The organism is Pseudoduganella sp. GW821-FHT05F09, assembly GCF_059419605.1.
The window spans coordinates 244,376-266,527 of the sequence record NZ_JBWKSD010000003.1; the positions used below are offsets into that span (position 1 = coordinate 244,376).

Annotated in this window: 21 protein-coding genes; 16 read left to right on the forward strand and 5 right to left on the reverse strand. The window is 65.2% G+C overall.

Annotation, left to right across the window (positions count from 1 at the left end):
* Window positions 1-77: 77 nt before the first annotated feature.
* From AC07S4_RS10910 to AC07S4_RS10930, 5 genes are all read left to right on the forward strand, one after another.
* Window positions 78-1,001, forward strand: a complete 924-nt coding sequence (locus AC07S4_RS10910) for a LysR family transcriptional regulator (RefSeq protein WP_494987132.1) — start codon at window positions 78-80, stop codon at window positions 999-1,001.
* Between the two features lie 107 nt (window positions 1,002-1,108).
* On the forward strand, window positions 1,109-1,765 hold the full coding sequence (locus AC07S4_RS10915; RefSeq protein ID WP_494986667.1) for a TetR/AcrR family transcriptional regulator: 657 nt from the start codon (window positions 1,109-1,111) through the stop codon (window positions 1,763-1,765).
* A 155-nt stretch (window positions 1,766-1,920) separates the two neighbouring features.
* Complete coding sequence (locus AC07S4_RS10920) at window positions 1,921-2,571, forward strand: protein-L-isoaspartate O-methyltransferase family protein (RefSeq protein WP_494986668.1); 651 nt, start codon at window positions 1,921-1,923, stop codon at window positions 2,569-2,571.
* Between the two features lie 17 nt (window positions 2,572-2,588).
* Complete coding sequence (locus AC07S4_RS10925; protein WP_494986669.1) at window positions 2,589-2,912, forward strand: rhodanese-like domain-containing protein; 324 nt, start codon at window positions 2,589-2,591, stop codon at window positions 2,910-2,912.
* 25 nt (window positions 2,913-2,937) lie between these two features.
* On the forward strand, window positions 2,938-4,260 hold the full coding sequence (locus AC07S4_RS10930) for a TolC family outer membrane protein (protein WP_494986670.1): 1,323 nt from the start codon (window positions 2,938-2,940) through the stop codon (window positions 4,258-4,260).
* A gap of 28 nt (window positions 4,261-4,288) precedes the next feature.
* On the opposite strand, the gene gloA is transcribed toward AC07S4_RS10930, so the two are convergent.
* The 4 genes from gloA to AC07S4_RS10950 form a co-directional block, all read right to left on the reverse strand.
* Entirely contained in the window at window positions 4,289-4,699 is a 411-nt protein-coding gene (gene gloA / locus AC07S4_RS10935) for a lactoylglutathione lyase (RefSeq protein ID WP_494986671.1), read from the reverse strand.
* 68 nt (window positions 4,700-4,767) lie between these two features.
* Complete coding sequence (locus tag AC07S4_RS10940; protein WP_494986672.1) at window positions 4,768-5,289, reverse strand: PRC-barrel domain-containing protein; 522 nt, start codon at window positions 5,287-5,289, stop codon at window positions 4,768-4,770.
* Window positions 5,290-5,354: 65 nt separating this feature from the next.
* Window positions 5,355-6,620 (reverse strand): PQQ-dependent sugar dehydrogenase, encoded by a 1,266-nt coding sequence (locus AC07S4_RS10945; RefSeq protein ID WP_494987133.1) that lies wholly within the window; start codon window positions 6,618-6,620, stop codon window positions 5,355-5,357.
* Window positions 6,621-6,772: 152 nt separating this feature from the next.
* Window positions 6,773-7,030, reverse strand: a complete 258-nt coding sequence (locus AC07S4_RS10950; protein WP_494986673.1) for a hypothetical protein — start codon at window positions 7,028-7,030, stop codon at window positions 6,773-6,775.
* Window positions 7,031-7,177: 147 nt separating this feature from the next.
* Between AC07S4_RS10950 and AC07S4_RS10955 the strand changes: the two genes are divergently transcribed.
* Window positions 7,178-8,098: a DUF3667 domain-containing protein gene (locus AC07S4_RS10955; protein WP_494986674.1), complete on the forward strand. Its 921-nt coding sequence runs from the start codon at window positions 7,178-7,180 to the stop codon at window positions 8,096-8,098.
* 4 nt (window positions 8,099-8,102) lie between these two features.
* On the opposite strand, the gene AC07S4_RS10960 is transcribed toward AC07S4_RS10955, so the two are convergent.
* Window positions 8,103-8,483, reverse strand: a complete 381-nt coding sequence (locus AC07S4_RS10960; RefSeq protein ID WP_494986675.1) for a VOC family protein — start codon at window positions 8,481-8,483, stop codon at window positions 8,103-8,105.
* A 162-nt stretch (window positions 8,484-8,645) separates the two neighbouring features.
* Here AC07S4_RS10960 and AC07S4_RS10965 point away from each other — a divergent pair, with 162 nt between their 5' ends.
* From AC07S4_RS10965 to AC07S4_RS11010, 10 genes are all read left to right on the forward strand, one after another.
* On the forward strand, window positions 8,646-9,548 hold the full coding sequence (locus AC07S4_RS10965) for an NAD kinase (RefSeq protein WP_494986676.1): 903 nt from the start codon (window positions 8,646-8,648) through the stop codon (window positions 9,546-9,548).
* 30 nt (window positions 9,549-9,578) lie between these two features.
* The gene (recN, locus tag AC07S4_RS10970) at window positions 9,579-11,246 is read left to right on the forward strand and encodes a DNA repair protein RecN (RefSeq protein WP_494986677.1); all 1,668 of its coding nucleotides are present in this window, start codon (window positions 9,579-9,581) and stop codon (window positions 11,244-11,246) included.
* A gap of 133 nt (window positions 11,247-11,379) precedes the next feature.
* Window positions 11,380-12,990 carry a patatin-like phospholipase family protein gene (locus tag AC07S4_RS10975; protein WP_494986678.1) on the forward strand — a complete coding sequence of 537 codons (1,611 nt, stop codon included), beginning with the start codon at window positions 11,380-11,382 and terminating at the stop codon, window positions 12,988-12,990.
* A 128-nt stretch (window positions 12,991-13,118) separates the two neighbouring features.
* Entirely contained in the window at window positions 13,119-14,228 is a 1,110-nt protein-coding gene (hemH, locus tag AC07S4_RS10980) for a ferrochelatase (protein ID WP_494986679.1), read from the forward strand.
* A 398-nt stretch (window positions 14,229-14,626) separates the two neighbouring features.
* The gene (grpE, locus tag AC07S4_RS10985; RefSeq protein ID WP_494986680.1) at window positions 14,627-15,172 is read left to right on the forward strand and encodes a nucleotide exchange factor GrpE; all 546 of its coding nucleotides are present in this window, start codon (window positions 14,627-14,629) and stop codon (window positions 15,170-15,172) included.
* 85 nt (window positions 15,173-15,257) lie between these two features.
* Complete coding sequence (gene dnaK, locus AC07S4_RS10990; RefSeq protein WP_494986681.1) at window positions 15,258-17,201, forward strand: molecular chaperone DnaK; 1,944 nt, start codon at window positions 15,258-15,260, stop codon at window positions 17,199-17,201.
* 113 nt (window positions 17,202-17,314) lie between these two features.
* The gene (gene dnaJ, locus AC07S4_RS10995; RefSeq protein WP_494986682.1) at window positions 17,315-18,445 is read left to right on the forward strand and encodes a molecular chaperone DnaJ; all 1,131 of its coding nucleotides are present in this window, start codon (window positions 17,315-17,317) and stop codon (window positions 18,443-18,445) included.
* Between the two features lie 115 nt (window positions 18,446-18,560).
* Window positions 18,561-19,247, forward strand: coding sequence for a carbonate dehydratase (can, locus tag AC07S4_RS11000; RefSeq protein WP_494986683.1), 687 nt, complete (start codon window positions 18,561-18,563; stop codon window positions 19,245-19,247).
* A 151-nt stretch (window positions 19,248-19,398) separates the two neighbouring features.
* On the forward strand, window positions 19,399-20,640 hold the full coding sequence (locus AC07S4_RS11005) for a putative DNA modification/repair radical SAM protein (RefSeq protein WP_494986684.1): 1,242 nt from the start codon (window positions 19,399-19,401) through the stop codon (window positions 20,638-20,640).
* Window positions 20,640-22,088, forward strand: a complete 1,449-nt coding sequence (locus tag AC07S4_RS11010; RefSeq protein WP_494987134.1) for a UdgX family uracil-DNA binding protein — start codon at window positions 20,640-20,642, stop codon at window positions 22,086-22,088. The genes AC07S4_RS11005 and AC07S4_RS11010 overlap by 1 nt, the downstream gene beginning before the upstream one ends.
* Window positions 22,089-22,152: the final 64 nt, after the last annotated feature.

Consider the following 22,152-nt stretch of genomic DNA (forward strand, 5'->3'; position numbering starts at 1 on the left):
GATTCATTATGCGGATGAGGCAGTGAATTGATAATTGGTCTAACATTTGAACCATTATCAAAATATTTGGAATAATGATGGACAATCTTGGCGACATCCGCTTGTTCGTCGAAGCGGCCAGCCTGGGCGGGCTGTCCGCCGCCGGGCGCAAGCTGGGCCTGTCGCCGGCCGCCGCCAGCGCCCGTTTGCTGAAACTGGAATCGGCGCTGAACACGCGGCTGTTCGAGCGCACCACGCGCCAGCTGCGCCTGACCGCCGAAGGCGCCCTCTACCTGGAACACTGCCGGCACGCCCTGGGCGCGCTGGACGACGCCCACGCCGCGCTGCAGGCCGGCCGCAGCGCCGTCAGCGGCAAGCTGCGCATTGCCGCCACGTCCGATTTTGGCCGCCATGTGCTGCAGGGATGGCTGGAAGAATTCAACCAGCTGTATCCCCAGATCACGCTGGCCTTGATCCTGGGGGACGCGGTCGCCAACTTGCTGCAGGACGATCTGGACCTGGCCATCCGTTTCGGCGTGCCGCAGAACAGCTCCATGGTGGCGCGGCCGCTGGCGTTCAACCGCCGCGTGCTGTGCGCTGCCCCTTCCTACCTGGCGGCGCACGGCGCGCCCGCCCACCCCTCCGACCTGCACCGCTACGACTGCATCGCGCTGGTCACCGCGCCGGGCATGGCCAATGAGTGGCGCTTCGAGCGCGATGGAGAAGTGGCCTCGTTCCTCGTGCCGTCCTCGGGCGCGCGCGAAACCAACGACGGCGCCGTCGCACGCGAGTGGGCGGTCAACGGCCACGGCATCGCCATGAAATCGGTATGGGACATCGGCGCCGACTTGCAGGCCGGCCGGCTGAAGGTGCTGATGCCCGAATGGCGCACGCCGGACGCGCCGGTGCACGCGCTGTACCAGCGCACCCGCTACATGGCGCCGCGCGTGCGCGCCCTGCTGGATTTCCTGACCGAACGCTTTGCAAAAGCCGGTATCGAACTGGAAGCCATCCTCCGCTAGCGCGGCGTGCCCCGCCCAGCTAATTCAGGCGCCTGGCAGGGCAAGCTTGACTGCCAGATGTCTGACGACTAATATTAATGACTCAAAAGTAAGTAGTTATCAGACCTATGCAAGCCCCGACTGACACCAAACCGCGCTGGGAACGGCGCAAGGACGCGCGGCCCCAGGAATTGCTGGCGGCGGCGCTGGAGCAATTTGTCGAGCGCGGCTTCGCCGCCACCCGCCTGGAGGACGTGGCGCGCCGCGCCGGCGTGTCCAAAGGCACCCTCTATCTGTATTTCGAGAACAAGGAAGAACTGTTCAAGGCCGTGGTGCGCGCCACCATCGGCCAGGCCATAGGCCAGGCCGAGCTGGACCTGGCCGCGTCGGAAGCCCATAGCAGCGTGCTGCTGAGCGAAATGCTGATGCGCTGGTGGGGCCAGGTGGGCGCCACCAAGCTGGCCGGGATCACCAAGCTGATGATGGCCGAGTCGGGCAATTTCCCGGAGCTGGTGCGCTTCTATGAGGACGAGGTGGTGGCGCGCGGCAATGCGCTGATCGTGCGCGTGCTCGAGCGCGGCCTGGCGCGCGGGGAGTTCCGCCCGCACGATCCGCAGGTGCTGATGCCGGTGCTGAGCGCCCCGGTGCTGATGCTGATGATGTGGAACCACGCCTTCCTGCCCTGCGGCGGCGGCGGCAGCATCGACCCGGATAAGTATATGGCCGCCTTCCTCGACTTGGCCCTGCGCGGCCTGCGGCCGGACGGCGCCCCCGGCGTGCCATAAAATTAAGCAGCCCGGGGCGGTTTTTGCACGTTCAGCCCCCCGAATCTGCAGACTGTCGCAATTTCACTCAGTCCGTCGCCGATATCGTTAATATGCCGTCCTGACCAGTTCAACGATAAAATGACGGATTATTTAATCCTTCACCGAGTTTAAAGATGAATATCGAACAAGCCCGCTTCAACATGATCGAACAGCAAATCCGTCCATGGGACGTCCTGGAACTGGACGTGCTGGACCTGCTGAACGTGGTCAAGCGCGAGAACTTCGTTCCCGCCAGCCATAAAAACCTGGCCTTCGTCGATACGGAAATCCCGCTGGGCAACGGCGAATTCATGCTCACGCCCAAGCTGGAAGCGCGCATCCTGCAGGACGTGCAGCTGAAAAAACACGAGAACGTGCTGGAAATCGGCACCGGCAGCGGCTACATGGCCGCCCTGCTGGCGCACAAGGGCCGCCACGTCACCACCGTCGAGATTTCGCCGGAACTGAAGGCGCAGGCCGAGCAGAACCTGGCCGCCGCCGGCATCACCAATGTCACCGTGGAGCTGGGCAACGGCGCGCAGGGCTGGGCCAATGGCGCCCCGTTCGACCTGATCGTGCTGTCGGGTTCGGTGCCGCTGCTGCCGGAAGCCTTCCTGCAGCAAGTGAAAGTGGGCGGCCGCGTGTTCGCCATCATCGGCGAAGCGCCGTCCATGTCGGGCGTGCTGGTGACCCGCACCTCGGACGGCTACGAGCAGAAGAAATTGTTTGAAACCGACGTCAAGCCGCTGCAAAACGCCGCCAAGCCGTCGCAGTTCACGTTCTAAACGGACGGGAGCGCCGCATGCAACATATTACTGCGCTGGAACTGGCCGACTGGCTGGCCGACGAAGCGCGCCCCAGCCCGTTTCTGCTGGATGTGCGCGAGAACTGGGAATACGAGACCTGCCATATCGACGGCTCGACCCTGATGCCGATGAATTCGATTCCGGCCCGCATCGACGACCTCGATGAGGATGCGGCCATCGTCTGCATCTGCCACCACGGGGCGCGCAGCACGCAGGTCGCTGCCTTCCTTGAGCGCAACGGTTTCGGCAAGATCACGAATTTGACGGGCGGCATCCATGCCTGGGCTGTGCAGGTCGACAGCGCCATGCCAAAATACTAATTGTTATGATTCCACGGAGAACGCAATGCAGAAACCCTTAATCGCCTTGCTGATCAGCAGCGCACTGTTGACCATCAATGCACAGGCGGCCGACCTCATCCAAGTGTACCAGCAGGCGCTCGCCAACGACGCCACCTATGCCAGCGCACGCGCTGCACTTGCTGCGGGTCAGGAAAGGACGACGCAAGGGCGTTCCCAGTTGTTGCCGGTTATCGGCCTGGGCGGTTCCAGCACCAAGATCACCGGCGACTTCGAAACCAAGTCGGACGACCCGGTGTTCGGCCCGCAAAGCGGTCCGCGCGACAATTCGCGCAACCAGTGGGCGCTGTCGCTGTCGCAGCCGCTGTTCCGCTGGGACCGCTGGGAATCCTACCAGCAGAGCAAACTGTCGCAGGCCGCCAGCGAGACCGTGTTCGCGCAGGCCCAGCAGGACCTGATCACGCGCGTGGCGCAGGCTTACTTCGACGTGCTGACCGCGCAGGACAATCTGTCGTCCACCCAGGCGCAGAAATCGGCCACCACCGAACAGCTGGCCTCGGCCAAGCGCAACTTCGAGGTCGGCACGCAGACCATCACCGACACGCACGAAGCGCAAGCGGCGTATGACCTGGTGGTGGCGCAGGAGTTTGCCGCCATCAATGACCTGGAAGTCAAGCGCAACGCGCTGCAGCAGATCATCGGCGCCGCGCCTGCCTCGCTGTCCACGCTGCGCACCGGCGTGACCATCGCCGCGCCGCAGCCGGCCGCCATCGAGCCGTGGATTTCGTCGGCCGAGCAGCAGAACTACTCGGTGATGGGCGCGCAGCTGAACCTGGAAATCGCCAAGCGCGACATCAACCGCAACCGCGCCGGCCACCTGCCGACGCTGGACCTGGTGGCCAGCAAGGGCCGCGACAGCGTGACCGCCTCCGGTATCACCAAGACCAACAGCATCGGCGTGCAGTGGAACGTGCCGCTGTTTAACGGCTTCGCCGTGACCAGCAAGGTGCGCGAATCGATCGCGCTGGAAGACAAGGCGCGCAACGATCTGGAAGCGACGCGCCGCGCCGCCGCGCAGAACGCGCGCACCGCCTACCTGGGCATGAACAGCGGCCTGGCGCAGGTACGTGCGCTGGAAGCGGCCGAGGTGTCGAGCAAGTCGGCGCTGGATTCGAACAAGCTGGGCTACCAGGTTGGCGTGCGCATCAACATCGACGTGCTGAACGCGCAGCGCCAGCTGTACTCGACCCAGCGCGACCTGTCCCGCGCCCGCTACGACACCATCATGAACGGCCTGCGCCTGAAAGCGGCGGCCGGCACCCTGAAGGAAGCGGACCTGGTGCCGATCAACGAATTGCTGGTGAAGTAAAAAACCGGGGCCTGGCCCCGGTTTTTTTTTAGCGCAGGCCGCCGCCCTGGGCGTCGAACTGGCGCTCGATCAGTTCGATCTTGTAGCCGTCCGGGTCGGTGACGAAGGCGATGACGGTGCTGCCGCCCTTGACCGGGCCGGGTTCGCGCGTGACGTTGCCGCCGTTGGCCTTGACCGCCGCGCAGGCGGCCACGATGTCGTCCGCCGAGATCGCCAGGTGGCCGTAGGCCGTGCCTTGCTCGTAGCTGTCCACGCCGTAGTTGTAGGTCAGTTCCAGCTCGGCATGGTCCGGGTTGGAGCCGTAGCCGACGAAGGCCAGCGTGTATTTGTATTCGGGATTGTCACTGGTGCGCAGCAGCGTCATGCCCAGCACCTTGGTGTAGAAGTCGATGGAGCGCTGCAGGTCGCCGACCCGCAGCATGGTGTGTAGTATGCGCATAAAAAATCCTTCTTTGCCGGTTGGGTAAAGCAGGAATTTTATGCGCTTTGCTTAAATCCCGCTGGCGTTCAGGATTTGTTGCCGGGGTTGTAGCTGCTGCTGCCCACGCCGCCGCTGCTGCTGCCGATGTCTCCGCTCTGCATTGTGCTGGTGCCCGAACCCATCACGCTGCCGGTCGCGGTGCGGTAGCCGGCGCCCGGCTGGGTGCCGTAGTAGCTGTGGATCTCGCTGCTGAACTCGGCGCTGGCCATGTCCGGCCAGTTGTCCTTGTCGAAGCCGGGGGCGTTTTCCAGGCGCTCCTTGCTCACGTCCAGGATGAAGCGCTTGTTCACGGTGTCCAGCTCCAGCGCCTGGAAGGGCACGGCGAACAGCTTGTTGCCCATGCCCAGGATGCCGCCGAAGGACAGCACCGCATAGGCCACTTGTCCGGTCTGCATGTCGAGCATGAATTCCTTGATGTCGCCCAGGTCCTCGTCCATGCGGTTGTACACGTCCTCGCCCATCAGCGTGTCGGCCCCCATCAGGCGCGGGCCGGGGCCGGCGTCCGTGTCGCGGTAAATGCCATAAGTGTCTCGGTCCAGATAGCTCATTGTCGTCTCCAGTGTGTAAGGCCGGCTGGGCTGCTCCGGCAAATTTGCCCGTTGTGCGCGCTCTTTCAGTTACCCTTCGGCGTTACGCGCCAGATGATGTTGCCGACGTCGTCGGCCACCAGCAGCGCGCCGCTCTTGTCCACTGCCACGCCTACCGGACGGCCTTGCGCTTTGCCGTCCGCAGTCAAAAATCCGCTGAGAAAGTCCTGCGGCGGGCCGGATGGCTTGCCGCTGGCAAACGGCACGAACACCACCTTGTAGCCGCTGTGCGGCTTGCGGTTCCAGGAGCCGTGCTGGCCGATGAAGGCGCCGTCGCGGTAGCTGGCCGGGAACAGTTTGCCGTCGTAGAAGGCCAGACCCAGCGAGGCGGTGTGGCCGCCCAGCGCGTAGTCCGGCGCAATCGCCTTGGCCACCAGTTCCGGCTTGGACGGCTTGACGCGCGCGTCCACGTGCTGGCCGAAGTAGCTGTATGGCCAGCCGTAGAAGGCGCCTTCCTTGACCGAGGTCAGGTAGTCCGGCACCAGGTCGTTGCCCAGCTCGTCGCGTTCGTTCACCACGGTCCACAGCGCCTGCGATTGCGGCTGCCAGGCCATGCCGTTCGGGTTGCGCAGGCCGGTGGCGTACAGCCTGGCCTTGCTGGTGGCCAGCTCCAGCTGCCAGATGGCGGCGCGGCCGTCCTCCTTGTCCATGCCGTTTTCCGCCACGTTGCTGTTCGAGCCCACCGTGGCGTACAGGTATTTGCCGTCCGCGCTGGCGATGATGTTCTTGGTCCAGTGGTGGTTCAGCGGGCCGCCCGGCAGGTCCATCACCTTGACGGGCGCGGCCGTGATTTCGGTCTGGCCTTCCTTGTAGGGGAATTTCACCACGGCGTCGGTATTGGCCACGTACAGGTCCTGGCCCACCAGCGCCACGCCGAAGGGCGAGTTCAGGTTTTTCAGGAACACGGTGCGCGTGGCCGCCGCGCCGTTCGCGTCCAGGCCGCGCAGCAGCGTGATGCGGTTGGCCGAGGGCGTGACCGCGCCCGCCTTTTTCATTTGCGACTTCATGATGGCGCCCTTGATGCCCTTGCCGTCCTCCGGCTTGGGCGGGGCGTTGGTCTCCACCACCAGCACGTCGCCGTTGGGCAGCACGTGCAGCCAGCGCGGATGGTCGAGGCCGCTGGCGTAGGCGCGCACCGTGAAGCCGGACGCGGCGGCGGGCGCGGCGCCGTTCGGCCAGCGCGCCACCGGCGCCACATTGACGGTGGGCACCAGCGAGCGCTCGGGCGCGGGCAGGGCCGGTTGCGGGCCAAAGCCGGGCGGATAGCTTTGCGCGTCGGCCGAGCTGGCCATCACCACCAGGGCGGCGACGGCGAAGGCGATCACCGCGAGTGCGGGGCGGATCGGCGTGGCGTGGGTCTGCGGCGCGGTGCGCGGTGGGACGGGATGGCGCATGAATTCCCTTTCGTGTGTGCGGTATGTTGCGCGGCCTTTGCGCGGCCTTGTCAGTCGCGTTTGCTGCCGGGCTGCGGCTGTGCCTTGCCGGGCGGGTGCGGCTGGACTTTTTCCACGCCGCGCGTGCCGTGCAGGTCGGTGTCCACCAGGCCCTGTTCCAGGTCGCTGGCGGCTTGCCGTATCACGCTGCGGGCCGGCGGCGTGTGCCCTTCCGGCGACTCGTCGCGCTCATGCGGCAGGCGTTTGCCGGCGTCGCTGCCCACCGGCACGGTCGTGTTGACCTGGCGGTCCTTGCCTTCGGTAACCATGTTCGGCCTCACTTGTCAGCATCGAGTGGCCATCTTAGCGCCGTGGCCGCGGCGCAGTCGCGCAATTGAACTTTATTGAAATAGTGCATCTTTGGCATGAACTCAGGTAACATTCCCGCTTGTGCCGCCTCCATAGAGAATCCAGCCGTGAAGCCCGAACTTGCCGACTCCCACGCCGCGCCCGCCAACTGCCTGAACTGCAACGCCGCCGTCAGCGGCAACTACTGCCACAACTGTGGCCAGGAAACGCGCACGCATGCGCCCAGCCTGGCCGAGTTTGCGCATGAATTCATCGGCCATTACGTGGCGCTGGAAGGGAGGCTGTGGGGCACGTTCACGCGTCTGCTGTTCCGCCCGGGCGCGCTGACCAATGAATACCTGGCCGGGCGCCGCAAGCGCTACGTGGAGCCGCTGCGGCTCTACCTGACCTTGAGCATTTTGTTCTTTGCGCTGCTGAAATTTACCAACACGGAAGTGATCAACCTGGGCAACGACGCGCCGCAGTCGATGGAACAGGCCGCCGAGCGCGCGGAGGAGGTGGGCAAGGAGCGCGCCAAGGCGAAGTACGGGCTTAGCAAGGTGAAGAGCGGCTACGGCAACGTGGTGGAACTGGACGACGACCTGCGCGCGCGGATGCCGGGCCTGGCCGAGCGCATCGACCACTTCGACAGCCTGCCCAGGGAGGCCAAGAGCAAGGCGCTGTCGGACGGCTTCTTCCACTACGGTCCATACGCCATGTTCGCGCTGATGCCGCTGTTCGCGCTGTACCTGAAGCTGCTTTATCTCGGCTCAGGCCGGCGCTATGGCGAGCATCTGCTGTTCGCGCTGCACGTGAGCGCCTTCGCCTTTGTGATGTTCGCCGCCATCAAGGTCAACGACTATTCCTTCGTCAACCTGGTGCTGCTGTGCTGGCTGGTTGGCTATCTGCCCTGGGCCATGAAGCGCGTGTACGGCGGCGGCAAGCTGGCCACCGTGGCGCGCTGGTCGGTGCTGATGCTGGCGCACGGCATTTCGCTGTCGCTGGCCATAGCCGGCGCCATGATGGCCGGCGCCGCCAGCGGGCACTGAGGAATTATTCGGCGGCGACGGTGGGCTGCCACAGTTCGACCTTGTTGCCGTCCGGGTCCATGAACCAGCCGAAGCGGCCGTAGTCGAAGGTCTGCGGATCGCCCACCAGTTCGGCGCCGCCGGCCACCACCTGGGCCAGGGCCTGGTCCAGGTTGTCCACCACCAGGTTGAACATGAACTCGCGCTTGGACGGCGCAAAGTAGCCGGTGGTGTCCTTGAAGGGGCTGAACACGGTGCTGCCGCCCGCCGGCATGGCGCCGGGCGCGAAGGAGGCGTAGTCGCCGGACTCGGCAGGGAAGCCCAGGTGGGCCTGGTACCACGCCATCAGCGCCTGCGGATTGCGCGATTTGAAAAAGATGCCGCCCACGCCCAATACTTTTGCCATGCCATTCTCCTGTAGGTTAGCTGCCTGCGCTTGCGCTCCGCCGTCCGCCGATTTATACTGGGTGCATATACAGTATTTGTGCGCGTGCTGATGCATGGCAGAAGGCTGCATTATCGGTTACTCTGACTAGTGTTGCTACCCCCAATCAAGACCGAGAGATCTATGCCCGCCAAGCACGCCTTATTCAACACCATCGCCCTGGTAGTCCGGCAGAACACAGCCGGCATCGAAGCGCCCGTGCGCAGCCTGCTGGCTTTTCTGAAGGAGGGCGGCCACAACGTGGTGCTGGAGGCGGAAACGGCGGGCCACCTGGGCATGGCCGGCCTGCCGGCCATGACGCCGGACCAGATCGGCCAGCACGCCAGCGCCGCCATCGTGATGGGCGGCGACGGCACCATGCTGGGCCTGGCGCGCCAGCTGGCGCCCTACGACGTGCCGCTGATCGGCATCAACCAGGGCCGGCTCGGCTTCATGACCGACATCGCCCTCGAAGCCATGCTGCCGGTACTGGCGCAGATGCTGGCCGGCAGCTACCAGGCCGAACGGCGCACCCTGCTGGAAGGCAGCGTGCGGCGCGACGGCAAGGAAATCCATGTGGGCCTGGCCGTCAACGACGTGGTGGTGTCGCGCGGCGCCGGCGCCGGCATGGCCGAGCTGCGCGTGGACGTGGACGGCCACTTCATGTACAACCAGCGCTCGGACGGCCTGATCATCTCCACGCCCACCGGCTCCACCGCCTACGCGCTGTCGGCCGGCGGCCCGCTGCTGCACCCCACGCTGGGCGGCATCGTACTGGTGCCGATCGCGCCGCACGCGCTGTCGAACCGCCCCATCGTGCTGCCCGACTCCAGCGCCATCCAGATTGAAATCGTGCGCGGGCGCGACATCACCGTCAATTTCGACATGCAGACCTTCGCCAGCCTGCAGGCGCAGGACCGCATCATCATCAAGCGTTCGCCGCACGCCATCACCTTCCTGCATCCGGAAGGCTGGAGCTACTACAACACCCTGCGCGAAAAGCTGCACTGGAACGAATACCCGTCCGGCGACGGGAAACTGGTTTAACCCTCACTCCGCTCACCTCCGCACTCGCCTATGCTTCGTACTCTGTCTATCCGCGACTTCGTCATCGTCGACACCATCGAACTGGAATTTTCCGCAGGCTTCACAGTGTTCACCGGCGAAACCGGCGCCGGCAAATCCATCCTTATCGACGCGCTGACGCTGGCGCTGGGCGGCCGCGGCGACGCCAGCGTGGTGCGCGAAGGCGCGTCCAAGGCCGACATCACGGCCGACTTCGCCGTCACGCCGCAGGCGGCCGAGTGGCTGGCGGCCAACGAGTTCGCGGCCGACGAGGGCGGCGCGCTGCTGCGCCGCGTGATCGACAACGCGGGCCGCTCCAAGGCCTATATCAACGGCGTGGCCGCCACCGCCGCGCAGCTGCGCGAGCTGGGCGACATGCTGGTGGACATCCACGGCCAGCACGCCCACCAGTCGCTGCTGAAGGCGGACGCCCAGCGCGAGCTGCTGGACAACCAGGCCACCATCAAGGACGCCGAGGCGGCAGCGAACCTGAAAGCGGTGGCCGCCGCCCACAAGGCCTGGCGCGCGCTGGCCAGGCAGCTGGAGGAATACGAAAGCAACGCCGCCAACCTGGCTTACGAGCGCGAGCGCCTGGAGTGGCAGGTGGGCGAGCTGGACAAGCTGGCCGCCAAGCCCGGCGAGTGGCAGGACATCTCCAACGAGCACAGCCGCCTGTCGCACGCCGCCAGCCTGCTGGAAGGGGCGCAGGAAACGCTGTCCGCCATTTCCGAATCGGAAGAGCAGCCCATTGTTTCGCAGCTCGGTTCGCTGAGCCAGAAGCTGGGCAAGCTGTCCGCCATCGACGCCGAGCTGCAGCCCACGGTGGACCTGATCGAATCGGCCCGCATCCAGCTGCAGGAGGCGGTGTACGCGCTGAACACCTATCTGGACCGGGTGGAGCTGGACCCGGAGCGCCTGCGCCAGGTGGACGCACGCATGGAAGCGCTGCACTCGGCGGCGCGCAAATTCCGCGTGGCGCCGGACGACCTGCCGGACGAGCACGCCCAGCTGTCGGCCAAGCTGCGCCAGCTGGCCGACGCCAGCGACCTGGACGGCCTGCGCCAGCAGGAGGCCAAGCTGAAAGCGGCCTATATGGACGTGGCGCGCCAGCTGTCCGCCACCCGCGCCGACGCGGCCCGGGGCCTGGCCACGGCCGTCACGCAGGCCATGCAGGAACTGAACATGACGGGCGGCGCTTTCGACATCGCGCTCAACCCTTGCGAGCCGGGCGCGCGCGGCCTGGAGCAGGTGGAATTCCTGGTGGCCGGCCACGCCGGCGTGGCGCCGCGTCCGCTGGCCAAGGTGGCCTCGGGCGGCGAGCTGGCGCGCATCGCGCTGGCCATTTCCGTCATCACTTCCAACGCCACCACCACGCCCACGCTGATTTTCGACGAGGTCGACAGCGGCATCGGCGGCGGCGTGGCCGAAGTGGTGGGGCGGCTGCTCAAGCGCCTGGGCCAGGCGCGCCAGGTGCTGTGCGTGACCCACTTGCCGCAGGTAGCCAGCCAGGCCAGCCAGCACTTCCAGGTGGCCAAGGGCACGCTGGACAACGGCAAGACCGCCTCCCGCATCGACGTGCTCGACAGCAAAGCGCGGGTGGAGGAAGTGGCGCGCATGCTGGGCGGCCTGGAAATCACCGCCACCACCCGCAAGCACGCGCGCGAGCTGCTGGCCTCCTAGCGCGGCTTTGCGCGCGTTTGCCTGCGTTTGCGCTCATTTGCGTTTTCTCAACGCGGGCAGGATTGCGCCGCAGTAGCATGGAAGAGCCGGGCATGCGCTTGGGCGCGCGGCGCATCCATTGCGGAGGTGGCGCATGACTACGCCGGTCAAAATGCAGTTCGCATTCCAGGGCGGCGGCGCGCGCATAGCCGCGCTGCTTGCGGTGGCCGAAGCCATCCAGGATTTCAAGGCCGACCATAAAATCGAAGTGACCCAGGTGGCCGGCACCTCGGCCGGCGCCATCGTCGCCAGCTTTGTCGCGGCGGGCATTTCGGCGCAGTCCATCATGGCCGAACTGCGCGGCGGCAAAGGCGCGCAGCTGATGCGCGGCATGACCATGCCGGGCAAGCTGGCCGCCGCCTACTGCCTGCTGGTGAAAAGTAAATCGCTGCGCGACACGGCCGGCCTGCGCGGCTGGCTGAACGACAAATTCGCCCATAAGAAGCTGGCCAAGGTGGGCGACGTCGAGCGCAGGGGCGTGCGACTGAAAATCACCAAGACCGACCTGGGCAGCCGCGACACGGTGCTGGCCCAGCCCGGCGAAACGCTGGCCGACGCCCTGGTCGATTCCTGCGCGCTGCCCTTCTTTTTCCGGATCTGGGCCGGCAGCACGGCGCCCACGGTGGTGGACGGCGGCATCTCCAACAATCTGCCTGCCAAGCTGCTGACGGTGTCCGATCCGGCCTATGGCGAAATGCTGGCCATCACCTTTGCCGAGGCCGCCACTGACCGGCCGGACGGTTTCCTGAGCTTTTCCGCCAGCCTGCTCGACTCCGCCATGGCCTCCACCATCGCGCTGACCAAGGAGGCCTTCAAGGGCCACCTGATCGAAGTGCAGACCTCGCTGACCACCTTCAGCTTCGAGCAGGCGCTGGCGCCCGAATTCGAGGCGGAGTACGAGCGCATCAAGGAGGACACGGCCCGCCAGCTGCAGGAGCACATCAACCGCATCACGCTGGCCCGGCGGCGCGCGGTCACCAATCCCTGGAAGGAAACCAATCCCACCGCCGTGCGCATGATGCGCGACGTGGGCGAGCTCTACTTCAAGCTGCGCGGCGGCCTGCTGCACTACGACAGCTGCCGCCTCACGGTCTACACCAACGGCGGCCGGCCGGTGGGCGACCAGCACGCCGGCGCGCCCGACCTGGTGCAGTTCCACCTGCAGATCCGCACCGGCGCCGAAGCGCTGCACTGCCTGAGCATAGGGCTGACCGAGCAGTCCGACGAGGCGGCTTTTTCCAGCGAAACGGCGCGCTGCACGGTGACAGGTCCCGGCGGCGAACGGCCCGACTTCCTGCAGCTGGCCATGCAGCGCGCGCCGCGCGAAGCGGGCAACGGCGACCGCGAGCTGTGCCTGTTCTTCACGCCGGCGCTGCCGGCCGGAAGCGGACCGTACAGCATCGACTTCCAGGAGAACGGCACGGACCTGATGATAGAGCTGTTCAAGACGCACGCGGACGCGATCGGCTTCTACCCGCAGCGCGCCGACGGCGTGGTGGGCCGCGTGGAGCTGGTGCTGTTTGCGCACGAGGACTTGCAGCTGCTGCTCACGCCCGAGGACCCCGAGCGGCCGGGCCGCGTCATGACGGAGGCGGAAATCCGCGCGCTCACGCCGATCCCCGTGTTCCCCAATATGCGCGGCTGGGGCATGGCGCTGGACAACGCCAGGTCCGCCTGGAGCGTTGCCGTGCACCACTTGCATTGACAGGCCGCGTGTTCCGGCCTACCTTATCGACATACACGCAGCGGAGTACACGCCATGAAAATCATTCTGAAAGTTTGAGGATTGCCAACTAATCTATAATGGCGTTTCGATTTCGTCATTGCAGATTCATGGCCTTCCTTAAAGAACCCCCCCACACCCACGGCAGCACCGGCGGCAGCGCCGTGGTGCTGGTGAATCTCGGCACGCCGGACGCGCCCACGCGCTCGGCCGTGCGGCGTTATCTGAAGCAGTTCCTGTCCGATCCGCGCGTGGTGGAGATTCCGCGCGCAGTGTGGTGGTTTATCCTCAACCTTATCATCCTGCCATTCCGCTCCGGCAAATCGGCCAAGAAGTACGCGTCGATCTGGACCCGCGAAGGCTCCCCGCTCAAGGTCAACACCCAGCAGCAGGCGCTGCTGCTGCGCGCCGCGCTGGGCGAGCGCGGCCACGGCAACGTCACCGTGGCCATGGCCATGCGCTACGGTTCGCCGTCCCTGCCGGACGTGCTGGCGCGCCTGAAGGCGGACGGCTGCGAGCGCGTGGCCATCCTGCCCGCCTATCCGCAATATTCCGGCACCACCACCGGCTCCATCTACGACGCAGTGTTCGCCCATTACAAGCGGATCCGCAACGTGCCCGAGCTGCGCTTTGTGCGCAACTACCACGACCACGAAGGCTATATCGAGGCGCTGCAGGCGTCCATCCTGGCGCACTGGGACGCGCACGGCCGTCCAGACAAGCTGGTGCTGAGCTTCCACGGCGTGCCCAAGCGCACCCTGCTGCTGGGCGACCCCTACCATTGCGAATGCCTGAAAACGGCGCGCCTGCTGGCCGCCAGGCTGAAGCTGGCGCCGGAGCAGTACGTGGTCACCTTCCAGTCCCGTTTCGGCAAGGCCGAGTGGCTGCAGCCCTACACCGCGCCCACCGTGCAGCAACTGGCGCGCGACGGCGCGCGCCGGGTGGACGTGATCTGCCCCGGTTTCACCAGCGACTGCCTGGAAACCCTGGAAGAAATCGCAATGGAAGTGCGGCATGACTTCATGGCGGCGGGCGGCAAGGAGTTCCACTACATTCCCTGCCTGAACGCCACGCCGGCCTGGATCGCCGCAATGGCCGAGATCGCCGAGCAGCACATGATAGGCTGGCCGACCATGATGGCGCAGCCGCAGCGCGAGGCCCTCAAAAAAGCCGGTGAAAGCGCCCGCGCGGCCGCCCTCAAGCTTGGTGCGGAAAACTGACAGTCGGTGGGCGAGGGCTGTTCAAGTGATAATCAGCACTTGCCGGCGGTGAGTGCCAGCCTGTTACAATACCCGGTCTTCGGGCGGCAAAACTATCGTAATAACTCGGAATAGCAGATCCAGGCGACGGCCAAAAGGATGTAGGCCACGACGGAGGCTGCGATGAGTGGCAACTTCATGATGCGCTCCAGTACGCTGAGCGACGGCGGCGCCGTCTTCATTACATAGTAGCTGTTGCGGTGCAAAAAAATATATCTCTTGTGAGGCAGTTTGTAACGGCGTAGTTACATATAGAACAACGCCGCGCCTATACCCCTTGAAAAGATAGGTTATAGCCCCACTTGCTGCCCGTGCCGTACCGAGTCACGTCTAACATACGATTTGTAGGAGTCTTTCAGATGCAAGATCAGGAAAATCAAGCAGTCCCTAATCCCGAGGCGGAAGCAGCGCCAGCGCAGCCATCGACTCCCGCCGACGCCGGCGCGCCTTCGCTGGAAGAGCAGCTGGCCAGCACCGAAGCCCGCCTGGCCGAGATGCACGACGCCTTCATGCGCGCCAAAGCCGACGGCGAGAACATCCGCCGCCGCGCCCAGGAAGACGTTGCCAAAGCGCACAAATTTGCGGTGGAGAGCTTCGCCGAGGCCATGGTGCCGGTGAAGGACAGCCTGGAAATGGCGCTGAAAGTGGAGTCGCCGTCGCTCGAATCGCTGAAAGAAGGCGTGGAAATGACGCTCAAGCAGCTCAATTCCGCCTTCGAAAAGAACCGCCTGCTGGAAATCATGCCGGTGCAGGGCGAGAAGCTGGACCCGAACAAGCATCAGGCCGTGGCCGTGGTGCCCGCCGAGCAGGAAGCCAATACCGTGGTGTCCGTGCTGCAAAAGGGTTACATGATCGCCGACCGCCTGCTGCGTCCGGCCATCGTGACGGCCGCGCAAGCGAAGTAAACGGTTTCGCGCAAGCACTTGAAATCACACAGCATTTCCCACATATAAGCAGCATCTGAAACTTAGAACACAAGGAAAATAAATCATGGGCAAAATCATCGGTATCGACCTGGGAACCACCAACTCCTGCGTTTCGGTCATGGAAAACGGTCAACCCAAGGTCATTGAAAACGCGGAAGGCGCGCGCACCACTCCTTCGATCATCGCTTATCAGGAAGACGGCGAGATCCTGGTTGGCGCGACTGCGAAGCGCCAGGCGGTCACCAATCCCAAGAACACCCTGTACGCGGTGAAGCGCCTGATCGGCCGCAAGTTCGAAGAAAAAGAAGTGCAGAAGGACATCGCGCTGATGCCTTACCAGATCACCAAAGCCGACAACGGCGATGCGTGGATCGGCGTGCGCGACAAGAAACTGGCTCCGCCGCAGATCTCGGCTGAAGTGCTGCGCAAAATGAAGAAAACGGCGGAAGACTACCTCGGTGAAGAAGTCACCGAAGCCGTGATCACCGTGCCTGCCTACTTCAACGACTCGCAGCGCCAGGCCACCAAGGACGCCGGCCGCATCGCTGGCCTGGACGTCAAGCGCATCATCAACGAACCAACCGCAGCCGCACTGGCCTTCGGCCTGGACAAGACCGACAAGGGCGACCGCAAGATCGCCGTGTACGACTTGGGCGGCGGTACCTTCGACGTATCGATCATTGAAATCGCGGACGTGGACGGCGAGAAGCAGTTCGAAGTGCTGTCGACCAACGGCGACACCTTCCTGGGCGGCGAAGACTTCGACCAGCGCGTGATCGACTACATCATCGACGAGTTCAAGAAGATCAACGGCCTGGACCTGAAAAAAGATCCGATCGCCCTGCAGCGCATCAAGGCTTCGGCCGAGCGCGCGAAGATCGAGCTGTCGTCCTCGCAGCAGACCGAGATCAACGAGCCCTACATCGCCATGGCGAACGGCGCGCCGGTCCACCTGACCCTGAAGATGACCCGCGCCAAGCTGGAATCGCTGGTTGAAGAACTGATCAACGCCACCATCGAGCCATGCCGCACCGCCATCAAGGATGCAGGCGTGAAAGTATCGGACATCGACGACATCATCCTGGTCGGCGGCATGACCCGTATGCCTAAAGTGCAGGAAAAGGTCAAGGAGTTCTTCGGCAAGGATCCACGCAAGGACGTGAACCCGGACGAAGCCGTGGCCGTGGGCGCCGCGATTCAGGGTTCCGTGCTGTCGGGCGACCGCAAGGACCTGCTGCTGCTGGACGTGACCCCGCTGTCGCTGGGTATCGAAACCCTGGGCGGCGTGATGACCAAGATGATCCACAAGAACACCACGATTCCGACCAAGTTCTCGCAAGTGTTCTCGACCGCCGACGACAACCAGCCTGCCGTGACCATCAAGGTCTACCAGGGCGAGCGTGAAATCGCGGCCGGCAACAAGGGCCTGGGCGAATTCAACCTGGAAGGCATCCCGCCGGCATCGCGCGGCACGCCGCAGATCGAAGTGACCTTCGACATCGACGCCAACGGCATCCTGCACGTGGGCGCCAAGGACAAGGCCACCGGCAAGGAAAACAAGATCACCATCAAGGCGAACTCGGGCCTGACCGAGGACGAGATCCAGAAGATGGTGAAGGACGCCGAGCTGAACGCGGAAGAGGACAAAAAGGTCAAGGAACTGGCCGAGTCGCGCAACCAGGCCGACGCGCTGGTGCACTCCACCCGCAAATCGCTGACCGAATACGGCGACAAGCTGGAAGCGGGCGAGAAAGAGAAGATCGAAGCGGCCATCACCGATCTGGAAGGCTCGATCAAGGCCGGCGACAAGGCCGACATCGACGCCAAAGTGGCAGCGCTGTCGACCGCTTCGCAGAAGCTGGGCGAGAAGATGTACGCTGACATGCAGGCCCAGCAAGGCGCTGCCGGCGCCGAAGGCGGCCAGCAGGCAGGCGGCCAGCAGGAAGCCAAGGCGCAGCAGGACGACGTGGTGGACGCTGACTTCAAGGAAGTCAAAGACAGCAAGTAATTAGTCCACCGGCTGCGGCCGCAAGACTGACGCCGAGCCGTGCATCCCTGGAAAGGGGCCGGCTCGGCTTTTTCGCATAATCAGTACCAGTAGATACAGCAAGGTGCCTCCACATGGCAAAGCGTGATTTTTACGAGATTCTCGGCGTCGCGAAGAATGCGTCCGAAGACGAGATCAAGAAGTCCTATCGCAAACTGGCGATGAAATACCATCCGGACCGCAATCCGGACAGCAAGGAATCGGAAGAGAAGTTCAAGGAGGTCAAAGAGGCCTACGAGATGCTCACCAATCCGGAAAAACGCGAAGCGTATGACCGCTACGGCCATGCGGGCGTGGACCCGAACATGGGCGGCGGAGGCGGCGGCGGTTTCGGCGCGGGCGGCTTCGGCGATGCCTTCGGCGACATCTTCGGCGACATCTTCGGCGGCGGCGGCCGCGGCCGCAGCGCCGGTCCGCAGGTCTACCGCGGCGCCGACTTGCGCTACAACCTGGAAATCACGCTGGAGCAGGCCGCGCACGGCTTCGACACCACCATCCGCGTGCCGTCCTGGGACAAGTGCGACACCTGCCACGGTTCCGGCGCCAAGCCGGGCACCGCGCCGGTGACGTGCTCGACCTGCGGCGGCCACGGCCAGGTGCGCATGCAGCAGGGTTTCTTCAGCATCCAGCAGACCTGCCCGAAATGCCACGGCACCGGCAAGATCATCACCGATCCTTGCTCGCCTTGCGGCGGCGCGGGCCGCATCAAGCGCAACAAGACGCTGGAAGTGAAGATCCCGGTCGGCATCGACAACGGCATGCGCATCCGCTCGTCGGGCAACGGCGAACCGGGCACCAACGGCGGACCGCCGGGCGACCTGTATGTGGAAATCCACATCAAGCAGCACGCGGTGTTCCAGCGCGAAGGCGACGACCTGCATTGCGAAATGCCGATCTCGTTCGCGCGCGCGGCGCTGGGCGGCGAAATCGAAGTGCCTACGCTGTCGGGCAAGGTGTCGTTCACCATTCCGGAAGGCACCCAGTCGGGCAAGACCTTCCGCCTGAAGGGCAAGGGCATCAAGGGCGTGCGTTCCGGCTATCCGGGCGACCTGTTCTGCCACGTGGCGGTGGAAACGCCGGTCAAGCTGACCGACAAGCAGAAGGAACTGCTGCGCGAATTCGACCGTGCCACGGTCGAGGGCGGCTCCAAGCACAGCCCGCAAAGCAAGACCTGGCGCGACAAGGTGAAGGACTTCTTCGAATAAGCATCATTGCCCGGCGTAGATGATGCGCCGCAGCAAATCAGGTAAGATAGCAACATCCCGGACCGCCCCTTGCCAACCCGGCAAACGGGCGGTCTTCGCACGTATGAGAGGACATATGAGTGAACTAAGCGTAAGCGACAACGTCAGCGTTTCCCCACTGGCGGACCTGCTGGTCAACAACCGTGCCTGGGCCGATTCCATGGTTCAGCGCGATCCCGAATTCTTCAAGCGCCTGGAGCAGCAAGCTTCGCCGGAGTACCTGTGGATAGGCTGCTCCGACAGCCGCGTACCGGCGAATGAGCTGCTGGGCCTGGCGCCGGGCGACGTCTTCGTCCACCGCAACATCGCCAACGTGGTGGTGCACTCGGACCTGAACTGCCTGTCGGTACTGCAGTTCGCCATCGAAGTGCTGAAGGTCAAGCACGTGATCGTCGTCGGCCACTATGGCTGCAAGGGCGTGCACGCGGCCATGACCGGCACCCGCGTCGGCCTGGTCGACAACTGGCTGCGCCATGTGCAGGACGTGCACCAGAAGCACGAGCGCTACCTGGGCGACGTGCTGCCGCAGGGCCAGCGCGCCGAGCGCATGTGCGAGCTGAACGTGGTGGAGCAGGTGGTCAACGTCTGCCAGACCACCATCGTGCAGGACGCCTGGGACCGCGGCCAGCCACTGACCGTCCATGGCTGGGTCTACGGCCTGAAGGACGGCCACCTGCATGACCTCGAGATGACCGTCAGCGCCGGCCACGAACTGGCCGCCTGCATCAAGAACCGCCTGGAAAAATACGCCGCCATCGCGTAAGCGCCAAGCGCCGATTCGCATCGGCGTGTAGGGCGGGTTAGCGCGCCAGCGCGTAACCCGCCATGCTGACCCGCCCCTGACCCGATAATCTCCGCCCCCCCCTCCGCCCGCCCACGATATACTGTACATAAATACAGTATAAAGGCGAACCATGGAGCTCACCGACAAGCTCGAGATCCTGGCCGACGCGGCGAAATACGACGCGTCCTGCGCCAGCAGCGGCGCGCCCAAGCGCAACTCCATCGGCAAGGACGGCCTGGGCGCCAGCACCGGCATGGGCATATGCCACAGCTACACGCCGGACGGGCGCTGCGTCTCGCTGCTGAAAATCCTGCTCACCAACTTTTGCGTCTACGACTGCCAGTACTGCGTCAACCGGCGCACGTCCAACGTGCCGCGCGCCCGCTTCACGGTGCAGGAAGTGGTCAAGCTCACGGTCGATTTCTACCTGCGCAACTACATCGACGGCCTGTTCCTCAGCAGCGGCATCATCCAGTCGGCCGACTACACCATGGAGCAGCTGGTCGCCATCGCCCGCGAGCTGCGCGAAACGCACCAGTTCCGTGGCTACATCCACCTGAAAACCATACCCGACGCCGATCCCGCCCTGATCGCCGCCGCCGGCCTGTATGCGGACCGGCTCAGCGTGAACATCGAGCTGCCCTCGCAGGCCAGCATCGCGCGCCTGGCGCCGGAGAAGAACGTCCACACTATCAAGCTGGCCATGGGCGCCATCCGTCTGCGGCTGGACGAAAAGGCCGAGGAGCCCAAAGCGCCCGCCTTCGCGCCGGCGGGGCAGAGCACGCAGATGATAGTCGGCGCCGACGCCAGCGACGACAAGCACATCCTCGGCACAGCCGAAACCCTGTACAGCAGCTACAAGCTCAAGCGCGTGTACTACTCCGCCTTCAGCCCGATACCGGACAGCCCCAAAAGCGTGCCGCTGGCGCCGCCGCCCATGCAGCGCGAACACCGGCTGTACCAGGCCGACTTCCTGCTGCGCAGCTATGGCTTCCAGGTCAGCGAACTGCTGCCGGGTGACAGTACGCAACCCGGCAACCTGGCCCTGGACATCGACCCCAAGCTGGCCTGGGCGCTGGCCAACCGCGAGCACTTCCCCATGGACCTGAACCGCGCCGACGCCGGCATGATCGCGCGCGTGCCGGGCATCGGCCTGCGCAACGCGCAACGCATAGTCGAGCTGCGGCGTATGCGGCGCGTGCGCTACGCCGACCTGTCGCGCCTGCGCTGCAGCATGAAGAAGATCGCCCCCTTCATCATCGTGGCGGACTACGCGCCCGCGCGCGACACCATCCCGTCCGAGACGCTGCGCCGCGCCATGGCCGACGCCCCGCAGCAGATGAACCTGTGGCCCGAGCTGCAGGCGGGCTGATGGACGGGCAGGGCGAGCTGGTCTGCGTCGCGGACTTCGACGGCTGGCGCGCGGCGGCGCGGGGACTGATCGTGCGCCGCGTGCCGCCCGGCTCCGTACAATGGATGGCGCCCGGTGGCGGCGGCGATCTCTTTGCCAGTCCGTCGCCTGTGCCTGCGCCACCTGTGCCCGGACCGGGCGCCGCTGCGCTTGCCGCCCTGCGCGTGCCGCGCGAGCTGATGGCGCTATTGCAAACCGCATCCTGCTACCGCGCCGAGGACCGCTGGGCTTTCCTGTACAAGGTACTGTGGCGCTGGCAGCAGGGACAGCAGGAGGTCATGTCGATGGCGGACGAAGACGGCAACCGATTGCAAACCATGGCCCGCGCCGTGCGCCGCGAGGAGCACGACATGCACGCCTATCTGCGCTTCCGCGAACGCCCGGCGGGCGAGGGCGCGCCGCGCTTCGTGGCCTGGTTCGAGCCCGCGCACGACGTGCTGCCGCAGGTGGCGCGGCACTTCGCGGACCGCATGGGCCGCGCCACCTGGCTGATCGCCACGCCGGACGCCACCGTGCTGTGGGACGGCGCCGCGCTGCACACCGCCGGTCCGCTCGCCCGCAGCGCCGCCGATATCGAGGATGCGGGCGAAGCGCTGTGGCTGACCTATTACCGCAGCATCTTCAACCCTGCCCGGCTGAATCCGGACGTCATGCACAGCCACGTGCGTGCGCGCTTCTGGAAGAACATGCTGGAAGCCGCGCTGGTGCCGGAGATGGTGTCGCAAGCGGCGGCCGGTGCGCGCCGCGTGGGCCAGGCCAGCGCCGTTGGCCGCCGCAGCGGCACCACGATACCCATCGCACCCGGGAAAGCCCAGCCCGAGCGCCAGCAGCCGCACACGCTGGACGAATGCCGCCGCTGCGGGCTGTGGGAGCACGCCACGCAAGCGGTGCCGGGCGAGGGCGCGGAGAAGGCGCGCATCATGCTGGTGGGCGAGCAGCCCGGCGACCAGGAAGATCTGCAGGGCCATCCCTTTGTCGGTCCCGCCGGCGCGCTGCTCGACCGCGCGCTGGCGCAGGCCGGCGTGGAGCGCAGCGCGGTCTACATCACCAACGCGGTGAAACACTTCAAATGGGAGCCGCGCGGCAAGCGCCGCCTGCACAAGACGCCCGCGCAGCAAGAGATCCTGGCGTGCCGCTATTGGCTGGAGGGCGAGCTGGAGCAGGTGGCGCCGCACGTGGTCGTCGCGCTTGGCGGCACCGCGCTGAAAGCCGTGCTGGAAGACAGCCACGCCGCGCTGAAAGACTACATGGACGCGCCGGTGCAGCACGCAGGGCGCTGGATCGTCGCCACCTACCACCCGGCCTACGTGCTGCGCGTCCCCGGCGCCGCAGAAAAGGCCCGCGCCCTCGCCGCCATGGTGGAGGCGCTGCGCAAAGCGCATGCGCTGGCGGACGAAAACCGCATATGAATAGCCGATAAGCTTCGTTTTCTTCATGAAGCGGGCGGCATAGACTGGGCGCATATTCAACGCA